Here is a 14938-nt window from a genome sequence, read left to right as displayed (position 1 = left end):
TACTATTGTACTGGTTATCTGTCCTGTTGATAAGTGGCAGATTTGTAGATTTAATTGGGGACAGAGGTGATGGGGAAATGCTTGAACTGACTCCGCATATTGATGATCATTCTTCGGAACCGAAGTATTTGCAATTATACAGCTACATAGCGAAGCAAATCTGGAATGGAACATTGACAGCAGGCACGCGGCTTCCATCTATTCGAACATTGGCGGCACATTTGCATCTAAGCCGCAATACGGTTGAGGCGGCCTATCAGCAGTTAATTGCAGAAGGGTACGTAGAGAACCGCTCCCGAATTGGTTTGTTCGTCATGCCGATTGAAGGAGGTGTGAAGCAAGCGGAGAGTGGCGAGAAAGGAGCCGAACGAGAGCTTGAACGAGAGCTGGCGCAGCCATTAACGGCTTCTTTAGATGATGAAAAGAATGCATTCGATACGGATGCAGGAATTGAAATTGATTTTCGTCATGGCAACGTAGACAGGGAAAGGTTCCCGTTGATCGTATGGCGCAAGCTTGCAAATGATTTATTTCGACATAGACGGGATGAGGCGCTTCAATACGGACATCGTCAGGGTGAAGCAGGATTGCGCAGAGCGATTGCTCGATATTTATACCAATCAAGAGGAGTACATTGTACGCCTGAGCAGATTGTGATGGGGGCTGGCATTCAACAATTGTTGATGCTTATCTGTCAGTTGATTCGCAAAGATACGCATTCCATTGCGATGGAGGAGCCGGGATATGACGGCGCACGGGCGATTTTTTATCATAATGGTTACGAGATAGTGCCTATTCCACTTGAGTCCGAAGGAATATCTGTACAGCATCTAAGAGAACGGAGTGCTGGTGCGGTATACGTAACGCCGTCGCATCAGTTTCCTCAAGGCATGGTGATGTCTATCGCGAAGCGGATGCAGCTGCTGCAATGGGCGAACGAACGGGAAAGCATCATTATCGAGGATGATTATGACGGAGAATTCAAATATGGAGCGAAGCCAGTTCCCTCGCTGCAAGGGCTGGATGGGCATGGCCGGGTCGTATACGTGGGCACATTCTCCAAGTCCCTGCTTCCTTCCATTCGATTAAGCTATATGGTGCTTCCTCCGTGGCTTCTAGCGCGGTATAGGCTTGAATTCGCTGCTTATGAGCAGACGGCCTCAAAGCTGCATCAGATGACAATGGAGCGGTTCATGACAGAAGGGCATTGGGACAAGCATCTGCGGAAAATGCGCAAGCTGTACCAAGAAAAGCACAGCACACTGTTGACAGCGTTAAGTGAAGAAATGGGTGATCGAGTCCGTGTGATAGGGCAGCATTCCGGACTTCATATCAAGCTTCAAGTGAAGCATGAATATAGTGAACAGCAATTAATCGATGCGGCAAGAACAGTTGGAGTTAAGGTGTATCCGACCTCGATTTATCGAATTAAGCAGGAGGAAGACGAACAGCCTTCCTTGCTCATCGGCTTCGGTGGACTCAGTCTGATCCAGATAAGAGAGGGAGTAGAACGACTCAGACAGGCATGGTTTGGATGAATGCCTGATTGCCTGACTTCTGTCAACGACATTCTAAAGGTAAAAAGTTTAGAAGGGAAAAGGGAAGGGACGGGGACGAGCGAATGAACAGCTGGATTACATTTGACTTGGATGGAACGTTGATGCAGAATCCATTTGCTGCATGGATCTTTCCGGAGATTACAAGTGTCGTACGGGAGCAATTGAGAACCGGCATTGATGTTGACGATGATGCTGGCTTTGATATGGGAAAGCTTCTTTATGAGGAACATCGTAAGCGAATGGAGGCGGGTAAGACAGTTCGCGCTTATGATTGGGACGATATGCTGCGGCAAGTGCTTGCTGAACTAGGTGCCGAACAAAGTATTGATATTCAGGTAGAGCAGCTTGTACGCAAGCATGCGGTGCCGCCTGCGAAGGTCTATTTGCTAGAAGGAGGCGTTAAGCCTGTTCTGGAGCAGTTGAGTCAGCACGGATACCGATTGGCGGTAGCAACGAACGGATATTATAAATACCAGTTTCCAGTGCTTGAAGCTCTAGGCATTGCCCAATATTTCGAGCGAATTGTTACCCCAGAGACTGCAGGAGGCGGCAAACCTGATATGCATATGCTCCATGCTGTTCGCCAGTACGGTTCAATTGCCGCGCATGTTGGGGATCGGCTGGATCATGATGTGTATATGGCCAATCAATTCGGAACTGCTTCTATCCTGGTGCACCGCAAGCTGCCGCAGGAATTGCAACAGCTCGCTCCTGAACAACGCATGTATGAACCAGCCTTTGTGCCGATATGCAGCCAACAGCTTCAGCGGGAAAGCCAGAGCTTGTATACGAAGCTGTTCGGAGATGATGATAGATCGGAACTGCCGGAGCAGATTAGACCCGATTTCGTTATTCGCAGCATTCATGAACTGCCTGCATGCTTGGCCGCAATAGCGAACAAAGAGTAGATTACCGCATTTTGAAATGCCGAACCTGTTCGATGAACATCGTCATGGCCATCGTGGCGGAAGCATTATTATCTTGGAGGATGTGGAACGCCCGCTTGACGCTCTTGCCCTTAACGTGAACTAAGCGCAGCTCGCCATGTTCCTGCTCTTTACGAATTACCCAATAAGAAAGCATTGCGATCCCGAGTCCGGCCATGACGGCTTCCTTCACACTTTGACTGCTGTTGAACACATAAGAACGCTTGATGTGCAGCTTCAGATCGCTCATGAATTGATCGCTGTAAGCTCTTGTTCCCGAACCCTGCTCACGCAGCACCCATACCTCGTCATGCAGCATGCTCGGCTCGATGGTGGGCATGGAAGCAAATGAATGGTTGGGCGATACGACGAGTACCATCTCATCCTCCATGAACGGAGTGCCAAGCTGAAGGTCTTTATATTCGATTTTGCCTTCTACAAGCCCGATATCCAACTCATTCGCACGTACGGATTGGGCAATTTGTTCGGTGTTGGCGATTGTCACTTGGACATCTACGCTCGGGTATTGACGAGCGAATGAAGCCACGATACGAGGCAATATATATTCTCCGATCGTGAAACTGGCTCCGATCCGCAGTGATCCTGTAACCTCATCCCGAAGCAGGCCGATGTCTTCGCGTGCTGCTTCATAACGGGCAATCATTTCCTTGGCATGCTTATATAATATTTCTCCAGCTTCGGTCAACTTAACATGCTTAGGGGAGCGGTGAATGAGCTGCACCCCGAATTCCTGCTCCAAGTTGCGGATATGCTGGCTGACGCCGGGCTGAGACAGATGGAGCAGCTCGGCGGCTCGCGAGAAATTGCGCTGTTCCACGACCGCTACATATACCTTCATTGTATCTACAATCATAGGGTGAACGAACCTCCGTGAATTCTTATCCATGAAAAATGAGATCTATAATCGGCTCAAATGAGTATCTTTGATGTTGTCGCATACTTTAAACCATATCCAAGCATTCGATCCATGCCAATATGGGCCGTCCATATGATCCCCACTGCTAAGACCGCTTGATTGGACAACAGAAATCCGCACATCACGGTTGCGAGTGATACACTGTACGTATGGAGTACATTATAAATAAAAGCGCCTGCTTTATTACTAACGACATAACCGATCATGGATACATCGGGAACAAACAACAAAGCAAAAAACAGCAGCCAGTTAAATTGATGATATTCGTAAAAATAGATGCATCCTAATAATACGAACAATCCTTCTACATGTAATAATGCTTTACTTCCTGTCATTTATTATCCTCCAATCTTGTTGTAAAGGTAAACTCTTGCGCAATCATTGCCGGCAGGGTAAGAGTGGGCAGAGGCAGTTTTTGAAGAAAAGGTGTGATTTTGCAAGTTGATTCGCAGCAGCAATAAGGTATAATATGTAATAAGAGAGATACAATGAATAAAGGGATCGTGTTGGTAGCACGATCCCTGTACAACGGCCGCATGTAAGAACGGTCGGCTGTAAAGACGGACATGAAATAGACCGATACCTTGCTACGGGGCGGTCTATTTCCGTTTATTAAACGATAACAGCGCTACAATAAGCGTACCAAAGCTAATCATTAGCGTTAGTGCTTCGAACACTGTCATAGGCATCACCTCCCGTCAGGGAGACTTGCCGACCGCCCTTCATGCCGAATCAGTTGTACTCTTGTATCATACCATAATTTTCTATAGTCAGAATATATAATTGCATGTTTCGCAATATACGATATATTGAGCGGACTAACCCTAACTATGAGACCATTCAAGCACCTCCATGGATAAGTTTTTCTATCACAAGATGGGAAGACAGCCTGGAGGTGTTTTGCATTTATCATGAACATGCTTGGCAAATAGCCAACATCAACGGATAGAGGCACCATAAATGCTATCTATGAATAGATAAATATAATGACAATAAGTTTTCCTTATGCTAGGGATTGCATATCCGTATTTCCCCTTGCGAGCGAAGCCATTTATAGTAATCATCGTAAGGATCAGGCTGCGCCTGCTGAAAGATGGGGGATGGATATGAATAACGGGGAAGTGCTCCTGGCCACGAAGCCGAAGCGAAATAAACAATATAGCGGATTTGCGCTTGGGATTGCTTTGACGCTAATTATCGCAGTTGCAGCGAAGCTGCTTGCAGGATTGCCGTTCCTTAGCATTATGGGACAGCTTGTCATCGCAATACTGATTGGCATCATGTGGCGCGCCACAATCGGGGTGCCTAAACAAATCATAGCGGGAACGAACTTTTCAAGTAAGAAGCTGCTCCGACTTGGAATCATTCTGCTCGGAATGCGCTTGGATCTCATGGATATTGTACGTGCTGGCCCGAAGGTTTTCTTTATCGCAGTACTCGTAATTGCATTTACTTTGTCAGTCGTATATGGGCTTACGAGACTATTCAAGGTGGATAAGCGACTCGGTATACTGACGGCATGTGGAACGGCGATTTGTGGAGCGGCGGCCGTAGTGGCGATAGCACCGCAAATTAAAGCGAAAGATGAGGAGACGGCAATCGGCGCGGCCATGGTTGCGATTTTAGGAACTATTTTTACACTTGCCTATACATTCTTGTTCCCGATCCTCGGTTTTTCGGATAATGGATACGGCGTTTTTGCCGGAGCGACGCTGCACGAGATTGCCCACGTGATAGCAGCGGCAGACCCAGGGGGAAGCGCGGCGGTCGATATGGCCGTTATTGTGAAGCTGACACGTGTAGCACTGCTTGTGCCTGTAGCGATTCTCATTGGCATTTGGTCGTCGCGTGAGAGCCGCAGGAAAGCGGGAGATAGTGCTGGAGTAAAGAAAGCAAAAGTGCCAATTCCTTGGTTCATTCTCGGATTCCTGCTTGTCAGCGGCTTTAATTCACTGGGAATTGTACCAGAAGCAATTGCTGGATATATTGTTATTGCGGCTTACATGCTCATTGCTATGGCGATGGCTGGGCTTGGCTTGAATGTCGATCTCGCAGCGTTCCGCAGACTTGGGATGAAGTCGTTCGCGGCGGGATTCATTGGCTCCGTTCTGTTGTCCTTTCTTGGCTTCGGGCTAGTGCATTGGTTCGGCTTGGCATAAATAAATATTTACTAGTAATAAGATATGTGAAAGAACTTTTACAAGAGGTCAACACACCAACACATTGGTTGTTGACCTTTTTGCTTTATTATCATTCTGCCCTGAACAAAAAATAGACGCCCAATTGCTGAGCGTCCCAAGCACAGAATATGACTATGACATCTCCTGAGGGGGAGAATGCAAGATATATTGTTTGCCGCTAAATTCTAAATCACGCTTGCATTATGCAGCGCCTCTTCCACTGGCACATAAGGAAGAGCAAGATCACGAGCGACTGCTTCGTATGTGATGGAGCCTCCGGCTGTATTGACGCCGCGCATAAGCGGTTGACTGTTCTGCAATGCTCTGCCGAGCCCAAGATTCGCAATGCTGAGTGCATAAGGAACGGTAACATTCGTAAGCGCCATCGTTGATGTGCGCGGCACAGCACCAGGCATATTTGCTACAGCGTAGTGAACGACACCATGCTTGACGTAAATCGGATCGTCATGAGTCGTAATGCGATCAACCGTCTCGAAAATGCCGCCTTGATCGATTGCGACATCGATGACGACAGAACCAGGCTGCATGGAGCGAATCATCTCTTCCGTGACAAGTTTCGGCGCTTTCGCACCCGGAATGAGAACTGCACCGATAACCAAGTCGGATTCGGCTACAGACTCAGCTATCGTGAGCGGGTTGGACATTAATGTATTTACGCTGGAGCCGAACAGATCATCCAGTTGGCGCAGTCGATCTGCGTTCATATCGATAATGGTGACGTCTGCTCCAAGACCCACTGCGATCTTGGCTGCATTTGTACCGACAACACCACCGCCAATTACTGTAACCTTGCCGCGACGTACGCCTGGAACACCGCCAAGCAGGATTCCGATGCCGCCATGCGGCTTTTCAAGGAACTGTGCGCCAATTTGGGCTGACATACGGCCAGCCACTTCACTCATCGGAGTGAGCAGAGGCAGTGTGCGGTTGATTTCAACGGTCTCATAGGCGAGAGCCGTTACTTTGTGCTCGATTAAGGCGCGAGCCAGTTCAGGTTCAGCCGCCAGGTGCAAATACGTGAACAAGATGAGCCCTGGACGGAAATAACCGTACTCGGATGACAGGGGCTCCTTCACTTTCATAATCATATCTGCCTGTGCCCATACTTCTGCTGCACTAGGGATAATAGTTGCTCCTGCCTGTTCATAAGAGGCATTGTCGAAACCGCTTCCAATTCCAGCGTCATGTTCGATAATGACACGATGGCCGGCTTTATGGAATGCAGCTACACCAGCGGGGGTGAGCGCAACGCGATTTTCGTTATTTTTAATTTCCATAGGAATTCCGATTATCATTGCATAGCCTCCTCATATATCCTGAACCTGTTTGGTTATCCAATTTAAGTATAATTCGTCGATCACGCTTGCGCTTTGTTGCAAGCTCCAAAAAAAATACCCTGTCCTTGTGTATTTCCCACAAAGCCAGGGACAATTGCGTATCGGTAATCGATCGCAGGGAAGGTTGGCAACGGATGACGTGTTACGTAGATTCGTTGTCCTTGTTTATCGTTGCCAATCGATGCAATTTTAATTCCAAAAAAAGCGACATCTTCTCATCCATGCTGTCCATATGAATGCCGCCAACTTCTGCAATGCGCTTTATCCGATACATCAGTGTATTCGTATGAACATGGAGGGCTTCTGCTGTACGCTTCACATTGCAATCGTGACGAAGATATTGTTCGATCGTATGCACAAGCTCACCGAAATGTTCGGAATCATATACACGCAGCTTCTCCAGCCCATCATGCTGATAAGCCTGCTGTGCAGCATGATTCGCGGAGCGCGCGGAACGCTGCTCGGTCAATATTGGCAGATGGCGATAATAGCCCAGCTCGCTGTAGCTATGGATAGAAGCGAGTTCGTCAGGGAATGCCTTCTTTAAGGAAAGAGTGGTCATTGCCTCCTCATAAGATCGCGATACGTTAAGAAAAGATGAAGAGCTGTCGCTGGCACCACTGTAAGTGGGGGAGGCACCGAATCGCTGTTCCATATGGAGAAGAAGTTGTTGGCATTGCTCTTTAGACATGTGAAGCGTATTGCCTGCTTGTGCTTGCTGCATTAGACCCGGCATCATGATGAGACGGTCACGCTCAACTACATGCAGCAATATCCGAAGATGCTGTGTTGTCTTTAACGTATATTGAATTTGGCGGTATAGCTTTTCTTGGATAGGGGTGTTGAACTGGATGATCCATATGAAATATTCAGATGGGAATGTAATGCCTAGCCGAGCTGCGTGCTCTCGTATTGCTTGCTCAGATGAGTGATGTCCGGTTATAAGCTGCCAGAAGAAATCATGCTTGTGCTGCTCCTGCCGTCTGCTGTGCAACTGGTGCTGCATAAGCTTGGACTTGGCAGCCTGAGCCGCTCGCGACAAGGTATGAAGGGCGGTATCCGGCAGCGGCTGCTCGTTGTCGAGCACCCATATGTAGCCGATAATATCCTGTTGATGGCGAATGGCTACAGCCAAACGATTGCCGAGGCCAACCTCATCGATATGCTGGATGCGTATCGGTTCTGTGCTGGACATAAGCCGCTGCATCGTTCCATCTCTCCATAATGCGCTGATCACCTGCTCCGGGACGCGCCGACCGATAATGGTCGCAATCCGCGCTGGATCGGTGCCCGGATGATGCGTGCTGTACGCAAGCAGCTTATGTCCGGCATCTTCAATTGTGACAGGACACTGCAGCAGATCACTGACGGTGTCGGCAACCGCTTCCAGACTGTCAAAATGCTGTTCGAAAAGATGGTTTATTTTATTCATGCACATGGCTCCTCAACGATAGGAAGATCATGACTATTTTAGCATGAAATCCATCGTTTTGTAGCCGGATTCATCAATTTAAATGCCGACATCCAGTGTTCCATAAGATGGAAAGCGACGCGCCACCATGCTCTATCATCCCTTCAATTTGAGTGAAGCAGTGGAAACGATTCTGCTGACGATGGAAGCCGTTATTTTCGAGAAACAGTTGCAATGGGACTATGCCATCGAGCCTGATTTGATGGTGCATGGCAGCAGTGAACCAATTAAGCAGGTCGTTCTCATTTTGCTTGATAACGCCCTCAAGTATACGAATCCGAACGGATCCGTAACCATTTCTCTGAAAATACAGCATCAGGATGTCGTTCTTACGGTGTTCAATACAGGCAAAGGGATTGCGCCTGAGCATCTGTCTCGGATTTTTGATCGCTTCTATCGAACCGATGCGTCGAGATCGCGCCAGCAGGGCGGCTACGGGCTTGGTCTGGCAATCGCAAAATCCATCGTCGAGCAGCATAAAGGAAAACTTTACGCGAAGAGCACGATAGGCGAGACGACGTCATTTTATTTGCATCTCACAAGACTGGAAAGTCGCTAATAATCATCGAAACACCTCATTTAGAAAGAAACGGGCAGGGTGACACTGTCACCCCGCCCATTCAAGTACGAATCGATATGATTATTTCAAAATGATGCGCTCAGACAAGGAGTCCCACTTCAAAGCTTTGCCAGTCAGCTTGCTGAATGCGTCAAGGCTCAGGTAGAGGACATTGTGCTCCACTTCTGCCGGATTGGAAATTGCTTTGCCATTCAACGTTACGGAAGCTCCGTCTTTTACCTTCAAGGTTACCTTGTCCTTTGCAAATGTAGTTGTTTTCGATGTGCTGTCATTCGTTACTTTAATTTGCAGCGCTTGTGCAAGCTTCACAGCAGGGAAGAGAACCTTGCCGTCGCGGCTTACCTTGAACTTTGGATACAGGTGCTTGCGTTGCAGCGCGGCTGTTGCTTTCTTTAGATCCAATCCCGCTACCTTCGCGATGCTTGTTGCAATTGCTGTGTTGTCAATTTTACCTTTCACATATTCCGCAATTGGTCCATACGCCCATACGCCAACATCTACCGCAGAGTGGCCATGCCCAGACCAGCCTACCAAGTAACGCTTCGCCATCACTTGATTGAACGCTCCTTCCTGCTTGTAGGAAGAACCATCGCCCTGCATGATGTATTGGGCTTCTTCATCTGTGATGTCAGTGAAGCCTGTATGCTTCTTGATTAACGACTTCACTTCGTCCGTGGACGCTGCTTTTGAAAGCTGTGGCCCAAGAAGCTCGGAGGAGATTTTTTGCTTGCCCCATGCATCGACATTCAGTTCATAAATGTTGTCACGGGACAGAGAAAGGCCGCCTGTCTCATGATCGGCCGTAATGACGATCGAAGTGTTGCCGTCCTTTTTCGCAAAATCAAGAGCGACCTTCACCGCTGCATCAAAATCAAGCGTTTCTTGAATCATGGCACCCAGATCATTCGCGTGAGCTGCGTGATCGATACGTCCGCCTTCAATCATCATGGTGAAGCCTTTAGGGTTCGTAGAGAGAGACTTAATCGCTGCAGATGTCATGTCAGCAAGGCTTGGTGTTTCAGGCTTGCGATCCAGTACATAGTCCACATGAGAATCGTGGAACAGACCGAGAACTTTGCCGTTCTTCGCCGTTAACGATTGCAGACCTTTTTTGTCGTATACGACTTTATAGCCCTTTTTCTCGAAATCAGGAATGATTGTCTTGTCTTCGCGCTTGCCTTTCTCCTGCTTGCTGACGAATTGGCGCTTGCCGCCTCCGAGCAGAACGTCAACAACGCCCGACTCTAAATATTGGGATGCGATTGCATTTTCATTGTCGCGATTGCGGACATGGGAGGCATATGCCGCAGGTGTTGCGTGTGTAATACGAGCTGTCGTTACGAGGCCAGTCGACTTGCCGATAGCCTTGGAAGCTTCGATGACGGATGCGACTGGCTTCGAAATGTCTTCATTCGATACGCTGATTGCAGCGTTGTATGTTTTGTTGCCCGTTGCAAATGCAGTAGCTGCAGATGCAGAGTCTGTTACTTCGCCGGAGACGATCGTATCCCCGTCCTCGCCTTTGTCAGCGAAGGTCGTTGCCTGGCCCACATACAGGCTGTCCATATATAAGGATGGACGCTTCAGCTTGTTCTTCGAGTAGATTCGTGCGGCAGTTACTTGAGCAGGTCCCATGCCGTCACCAATAAGGACAATGAGATTTTTCGAAGCGGTTTGCGGCTTCGCGGCGCTTTTAGCCAATACTTCATCGGATTGCATAGCTCCGAACGGCAGCACGAGAAGTGCCAGCGTCGTCACCAACGATTTGCGTAACATTTTATTCAACCGAAATCCCTCCAACCAAGTATGTAATATACAGCTTTATTGTAGACAAGGTTTGTTAGCGATTGTGTAAATAAATGTAATTGGTAAATCAAATAGATTTGAAAATTTTGTAAATCTTATATATGCCTATTATAGATCTCATACGTATATGCCAGATTTGTTGCTTACACTTACAGCAGGAAAAGGTTAATGAAATAGAATGTTGGGAATGGCATGTTGAAAATACAGGTCGAGTGTTATTGATTTAGGCTGGGAGTGCTGGGTAATTGAAGAGAAATGGGACAGAAGACCTGCAAGGATAATCAGGGAGTCTATTGATTGTTCGTAAGAGGTTACCTATACTTGGTAATGATTTGGTAAAAATATCGGAAGGAGGAAAGACATCATGGAACGATTTATAGACCCGCTTGGTCTTCCTTTTCGATTCTATGCGATATTGCGCCGGAATGAAGAGGTTGCTGTAAAGTGCCCGAAGTGTAAAGGTCTGGCCTATATTTCTCAAGGGGAATGCGGACTAATGGTGAAGTGCACCTCATGCTTCCATCAAGAAAAGGAACCGGAGGCTTATCGGTGCAGCGCTAGCGGTGTTTGCGCAGTATGCGAAAGATGGTTCAATGAGCAGGTTACCGATCACAAGCAGCAGACGCAGAAGGCAATACGTATCGCTTGTCCTCATTGCTCAGCTGTGAATCAAGTGCCTTTGCGCAGGGCGTTGACGTATACTGGCTGCTACTCTGATTTTCGAGATGAACGGGATCCTGTCTTTCAATTGGAGCTGTACTATTTGGATTATTTCCGCAGTAAGCCCGTATGGGCTGCCAATTGGGAGCATTTGAACTATTTGATCCGCTATATATCGGCAGATTTGCGTGAGAAGCCTGCTGGCGTAATCAAGCGTACAGCTTCCCATTCGCTGCCTGCCTATATGAAGGATGCGAAGAATCGGGAGGCCATCGTGAAGCTGCTGTACAAGCTTCAGCATAAAGATATGTAATTGCATAAGGAGGCAGCATGAGCAAACTCAAGCATAAAATGGCCATCGTGCTCTTTGTCCTTGTGGGGTTAAGCATTCCTGCATACTTTATTTTTCGTTCATTTGGCGTGTTCCAAGGTGAGGTAGTGTTGAGCAAGTATGCCTTAGCAATCGAAAAGGACGGTAAAAAGTATGACGCATGGCCTCTGCTAAACTCCATGTCCGCGATGGATAAGAAGGAGGAAGAACGGCAGTTTTATTATCGAGCGGATCCCGGCGACATGGAAGAATTGTTTATGCTGGCATATGGAAAATACGAGGTGAAATCCTCTAAGGAGAACCCATATTTAGATGGCAAGGTTGGGTATGACACAGAACGCGAGCATACGTATATCAAAACGGTTTCGAAATATGAGAATGCGAATGATTACACGAATACATATGAATTTTTTGATGATAATGGAAATCATGTGTACACGTATGATCCTGCCGCTCCCGTGGACAAGGACTATGTGAAAGATATTATTAATGCCGGCATGTCTCGGTCAACGGGAGGCGGGGGAACTTCTGAGGCTATCGACCGCTACATTAACGTAACGAAGCTGTTCAAAGATAAATTAGACATTACGGTAGAGCTGAAAGTTGACGATAACAATCGTATCGTAACGATCATGATGACACTAGATAGGACGTGATGAAATTGATGAATCAAATTGACTACAGACAAGGCCCTGCTTATTTGGACGGCATTGCAATTCCGGAGAGTCCGGCGACATGGCATGAGGTAGAGTGGACAGGAAGGCTGTCTATTGAAGGCGGAGCGAAGAAATTCCATATTTTCTATTATGGGGAGCTCATCGATGATCTGATTTCATCGACTGATTTTGCTCCGCCGCTCATCATTGCAGAGGATCCAGACACGGGGAAACGCTACGTGCTGTTTGATGGATGCAAGCATGGTTATGATGCGATGCTGTGCGACACCTTCACAGCGGAGCAGCACAATGAGCGGAAGCCGCTGCTTCCTTATGTGGATGGAGACGGAGAGGATTTGTTTGAAGTTTTCGTAACCGTCTATTACAACGTCGACTGGGATGAGGAATTCGAAGAAGAAGTGGATGAGGACGGGAAGCTGGAGCTGATTAGCGGAGAAAAGTGCAACTTCGATGAGGCGAAGCGCAATGGATATGATGCGATCAGTATCACGATCGTGAACTCGCGCGGGCGTAAGACGGAAATCGCCCAGGGAGAGCTGGCTTAGCCAGGATAAAAGAGAGCAGCGGCCTATGAAAAAATCAACAGTTTGTGTACTGCTGGCATTCCTTTTTACAGTGGGTGTACTGGTTGGCGGGGTAAGTTATTATGTGCTATTGCAGCCCTCTGTGCAGCACTTGTTATTAACTCGTCCTTTCATGATCGTGTTGTTTATTGGTTGCGTTATCGGGCTCGTGGCCCTAGTCGGGAGCTTGGTGAAAAGGTTTTTCGGTTCGGAGTTGTTTATGTTGTTCTTAATCGGGATTGTGCTTGGATTCGTGGGGATTTGGATTTGGGCGATGACAGGCGTACTGTCGTAATTTTTAAGACGGAAACCTAGTATGGCGCATGCAACTATGTGAGTTTGAGTAAATGGGTTAGTAAAATATGGAGAAAATCATTTGTGCAACCTTTTGATTGAATGCCCCGTCTGAGTGTGTGAATCAGCTGAAAAAACATTGCGCAATGCGTCACAACACAAGGATTCATTCGAGAGGAAGTGGACACAGATGAAAAAGACAACCATTGCAACTACCGTAGCATTAGCTCTTGGATTAATGGGCGCACAAGCGTACGCAGCTCCGGCTGCACAACCAGTCGATGCAAAAGCTGTAACAACGAACATGGAAGTGAAAGACTTAGGAACGAATTTCTACGATAAATATGTGAAGAAGTTTGTATATAACGATAAAGGCGACATTGTAGGCACGACACGCGGCGCAGCCTTGGATAACAAATGGGTACATAACGTCGGATCTCAAACGTCGGTAACGATTAACGGCGAAAAGGTAGCCAGCCAAGTGAAGGTCGATGGCAATCATATTCTTGTACCTATACGCACAGTAGCAGAAGGACTGGGCTACAAGCTGGATTGGAATAAGAAGGACAAGTCGGTCACTGCGATTAAGGGAGAGCAGAAGGTTACGGCCGTGTTGAACAAGGATGAGTATGGACAAGCGAAGGATATCCTGCAATTGGGCAAGGCCGCCTTGCTTAAGGATAAGCAGTTGTATGTACCGCTGCAGTTCGTCTCCGATGTGCTGCATGCTGGCGTGACGATGGATGCCGACGGACATATTGAGATTGTTCAAACCAACCAACTTCCGCAGGATTCCTTCGGCGGCATGCATTGGGTGCTTGTCGTCAATGGCGAAGGGCTTGGCGAGATTTCCAAGGAAGTATTCACGACGGAACACAACGTCATGGTGCCAATCGAAGAAATCAGTAAGGCGCTTGGCTATAAAGTCGAAAAGAACGAAAAGACTGGAGCATATGAGTTCATGCGCGGAGCGAGATGGATTGCGCTGAAAGAGGGCGACAAGAATGCATCTGTAGCAAAGATGTTCGTCGAGCTGAAGGAAGCGCCGGTCGTAAAGGACGGCAAGCTCTTCATGCCGCTTGACTCCCTGCAAGATGTCTTCGGCGCGAAGTTCGGCGTAGACCCAACAGGCGTTGTTGGGATTAGCGACAAAGAGTAAGTTGTTGTTATCAACTGAGGCTTTTGCTTCAGTTTAGATATAAGTTAGTTTAAAAGATAAATAGACAGAGACAGTACAAAGAGAAGATAAAAAAAAGGTTAGAATTATAGGTGAGTCAAAAGACACGCTGGTAGTGAGGGGAAATCCCTAGCTGCTGGCGTGTCATTTTGTGTTAGAAGAGGATATGAGCGCTATACGGAATTCGATAACCAAGCTCAGTTTCAAACAGATGAACAACTTGACGTTGAAGTCCATGATTATTTCATTAGTTTAACCATCACCGGATCTACGGAGCACTTAATTATCTTACTCTGTTGAAGCTAGGATTGTGTCCTTATAAGAGTTTGTTCAGTGCAGCGTTGAAAATCCCAGCACAAAAGGGCTGGTTGACTATGATATATATCACAAATGCCAGTGAATTTTATCGGTAAAATATA

At 47.4% G+C, this 14938-nt stretch carries 13 protein-coding genes and 2 pseudogenes; 9 read left to right on the top strand and 6 right to left on the bottom strand.

The features are described from left to right. The first annotated feature begins 77 nt into the window (after window positions 1-77). Together ACQ5BJ_RS07210 and ACQ5BJ_RS07205 are read left to right on the top strand one after the other, a co-directional pair. On the top strand, window positions 78-1538 hold the full coding sequence (locus tag ACQ5BJ_RS07210) for a PLP-dependent aminotransferase family protein (protein ID WP_430109321.1): 1461 nt from the start codon (window positions 78-80) through the stop codon (window positions 1536-1538). Window positions 1539-1621: 83 nt separating this feature from the next. Then, window positions 1622-2467: an HAD family hydrolase gene (locus ACQ5BJ_RS07205; protein ID WP_430109319.1), complete on the top strand. Its 846-nt coding sequence runs from the start codon at window positions 1622-1624 to the stop codon at window positions 2465-2467. Window position 2468: 1 nt separating this feature from the next. On the opposite strand, the gene ACQ5BJ_RS07200 is transcribed toward ACQ5BJ_RS07205, so the two are convergent. The 3 genes and pseudogenes from ACQ5BJ_RS07200 to ACQ5BJ_RS07190 all read right to left on the bottom strand — a co-directional run bounded on the left by ACQ5BJ_RS07200 (window position 2469) and on the right by ACQ5BJ_RS07190 (window position 4105). Continuing rightward, complete coding sequence (locus tag ACQ5BJ_RS07200; protein ID WP_005546255.1) at window positions 2469-3359, bottom strand: LysR family transcriptional regulator; 891 nt, start codon at window positions 3357-3359, stop codon at window positions 2469-2471. A gap of 45 nt (window positions 3360-3404) precedes the next feature. Beyond that, window positions 3405-3757, bottom strand: a pseudogene (locus tag ACQ5BJ_RS07195) (DUF4260 domain-containing protein). Between the two features lie 264 nt (window positions 3758-4021). Beyond that, a complete protein-coding gene (locus tag ACQ5BJ_RS07190; protein ID WP_268593777.1) occupies window positions 4022-4105 on the bottom strand; it encodes a putative holin-like toxin in 84 nt (27 codons plus the stop codon). 423 nt (window positions 4106-4528) lie between these two features. Here ACQ5BJ_RS07190 and ACQ5BJ_RS07185 point away from each other — a divergent pair, with 423 nt between their 5' ends. After that, a complete protein-coding gene (locus ACQ5BJ_RS07185; RefSeq protein ID WP_430109315.1) occupies window positions 4529-5581 on the top strand; it encodes a YeiH family protein in 1053 nt (350 codons plus the stop codon). 206 nt (window positions 5582-5787) lie between these two features. Here the strand turns inward: ACQ5BJ_RS07185 and ald are convergent, their stop codons facing one another. Together ald and ACQ5BJ_RS07175 are read right to left on the bottom strand one after the other, a co-directional pair. Continuing rightward, on the bottom strand, window positions 5788-6918 hold the full coding sequence (ald, locus tag ACQ5BJ_RS07180) for an alanine dehydrogenase (protein WP_005546262.1): 1131 nt from the start codon (window positions 6916-6918) through the stop codon (window positions 5788-5790). A 184-nt stretch (window positions 6919-7102) separates the two neighbouring features. Then, window positions 7103-8392, bottom strand: a complete 1290-nt coding sequence (locus tag ACQ5BJ_RS07175) for a PucR family transcriptional regulator (RefSeq protein ID WP_430109312.1) — start codon at window positions 8390-8392, stop codon at window positions 7103-7105. 139 nt (window positions 8393-8531) lie between these two features. Here ACQ5BJ_RS07175 and ACQ5BJ_RS07170 point away from each other — a divergent pair. Continuing rightward, window positions 8532-8990 (top strand): annotated as a pseudogene (locus ACQ5BJ_RS07170) (sensor histidine kinase); the annotation flags it as partial. An 81-nt stretch (window positions 8991-9071) separates the two neighbouring features. On the opposite strand, the gene ACQ5BJ_RS07165 reads toward ACQ5BJ_RS07170, so the two are convergent. Further along, window positions 9072-10787 carry an alkaline phosphatase gene (locus ACQ5BJ_RS07165; protein ID WP_430109473.1) on the bottom strand — a complete coding sequence of 572 codons (1716 nt, stop codon included), beginning with the start codon at window positions 10785-10787 and terminating at the stop codon, window positions 9072-9074. Window positions 10788-11181: 394 nt separating this feature from the next. Between ACQ5BJ_RS07165 and ACQ5BJ_RS07160 the strand changes: the two genes are divergently transcribed. The 5 genes from ACQ5BJ_RS07160 (at window position 11182) to ACQ5BJ_RS07140 (ending at window position 14501) form a co-directional block, all read left to right on the top strand. After that, entirely contained in the window at window positions 11182-11790 is a 609-nt protein-coding gene (locus ACQ5BJ_RS07160) for a hypothetical protein (RefSeq protein ID WP_005546271.1), read from the top strand. A gap of 17 nt (window positions 11791-11807) precedes the next feature. Further along, complete coding sequence (locus tag ACQ5BJ_RS07155; RefSeq protein ID WP_262866572.1) at window positions 11808-12464, top strand: hypothetical protein; 657 nt, start codon at window positions 11808-11810, stop codon at window positions 12462-12464. Next, a complete protein-coding gene (locus ACQ5BJ_RS07150; RefSeq protein ID WP_005546275.1) occupies window positions 12464-13030 on the top strand; it encodes a hypothetical protein in 567 nt (188 codons plus the stop codon). The genes ACQ5BJ_RS07155 and ACQ5BJ_RS07150 overlap by 1 nt, the downstream gene beginning before the upstream one ends. Window positions 13031-13055: 25 nt before the next feature. Next, window positions 13056-13343 carry a hypothetical protein gene (locus tag ACQ5BJ_RS07145; RefSeq protein ID WP_005546277.1) on the top strand — a complete coding sequence of 96 codons (288 nt, stop codon included), beginning with the start codon at window positions 13056-13058 and terminating at the stop codon, window positions 13341-13343. Between the two features lie 189 nt (window positions 13344-13532). Next, window positions 13533-14501 (top strand): copper amine oxidase N-terminal domain-containing protein, encoded by a 969-nt coding sequence (locus ACQ5BJ_RS07140; RefSeq protein WP_268619893.1) that lies wholly within the window; start codon window positions 13533-13535, stop codon window positions 14499-14501. Window positions 14502-14938: the final 437 nt, after the last annotated feature.

It is taken from the genome of Paenibacillus sp. B1-35, from assembly GCF_050474385.1.
In the GTDB taxonomy this organism is placed as follows: domain Bacteria; phylum Bacillota; class Bacilli; order Paenibacillales; family Paenibacillaceae; genus Paenibacillus_B; species Paenibacillus_B alvei.
Note: the sequence above shows the minus strand (reverse complement) of the source record. Positions and strands in the feature narration are given on the sequence as shown.

What these genes read in the sequence shown, in the direction of transcription:
- ACQ5BJ_RS07155 (WP_262866572.1), top strand. Translation starts at nt 11,808, where the DNA reads ATGAGCAAACTCAAGCATAAAATGGCCATCGTGCTCTTTGTCCTTGTG.
- ACQ5BJ_RS07205 (WP_430109319.1), top strand. Translation starts at nt 1,622, where the DNA reads ATGAACAGCTGGATTACATTTGACTTGGATGGAACGTTGATGCAGAAT.
- ACQ5BJ_RS07190 (WP_268593777.1), bottom strand. Translation starts at nt 4,105, where the DNA reads ATGACAGTGTTCGAAGCACTAACGCTAATGATTAGCTTTGGTACGCTT.
- ACQ5BJ_RS07165 (WP_430109473.1), bottom strand. Translation starts at nt 10,787, where the DNA reads ATGTTACGCAAATCGTTGGTGACGACGCTGGCACTTCTCGTGCTGCCG.
- ACQ5BJ_RS07145 (WP_005546277.1), top strand. Translation starts at nt 13,056, where the DNA reads ATGAAAAAATCAACAGTTTGTGTACTGCTGGCATTCCTTTTTACAGTG.
- ACQ5BJ_RS07150 (WP_005546275.1), top strand. Translation starts at nt 12,464, where the DNA reads ATGAAATTGATGAATCAAATTGACTACAGACAAGGCCCTGCTTATTTG.
- ACQ5BJ_RS07140 (WP_268619893.1), top strand. Translation starts at nt 13,533, where the DNA reads ATGAAAAAGACAACCATTGCAACTACCGTAGCATTAGCTCTTGGATTA.
- ACQ5BJ_RS07200 (WP_005546255.1), bottom strand. Translation starts at nt 3,359, where the DNA reads ATGATTGTAGATACAATGAAGGTATATGTAGCGGTCGTGGAACAGCGC.
- ACQ5BJ_RS07210 (WP_430109321.1), top strand. Translation starts at nt 78, where the DNA reads ATGCTTGAACTGACTCCGCATATTGATGATCATTCTTCGGAACCGAAG.
- ACQ5BJ_RS07175 (WP_430109312.1), bottom strand. Translation starts at nt 8,392, where the DNA reads ATGAATAAAATAAACCATCTTTTCGAACAGCATTTTGACAGTCTGGAA.
- ACQ5BJ_RS07160 (WP_005546271.1), top strand. Translation starts at nt 11,182, where the DNA reads ATGGAACGATTTATAGACCCGCTTGGTCTTCCTTTTCGATTCTATGCG.
- ACQ5BJ_RS07185 (WP_430109315.1), top strand. Translation starts at nt 4,529, where the DNA reads ATGAATAACGGGGAAGTGCTCCTGGCCACGAAGCCGAAGCGAAATAAA.
- ald (WP_005546262.1), bottom strand. Translation starts at nt 6,918, where the DNA reads ATGATAATCGGAATTCCTATGGAAATTAAAAATAACGAAAATCGCGTT.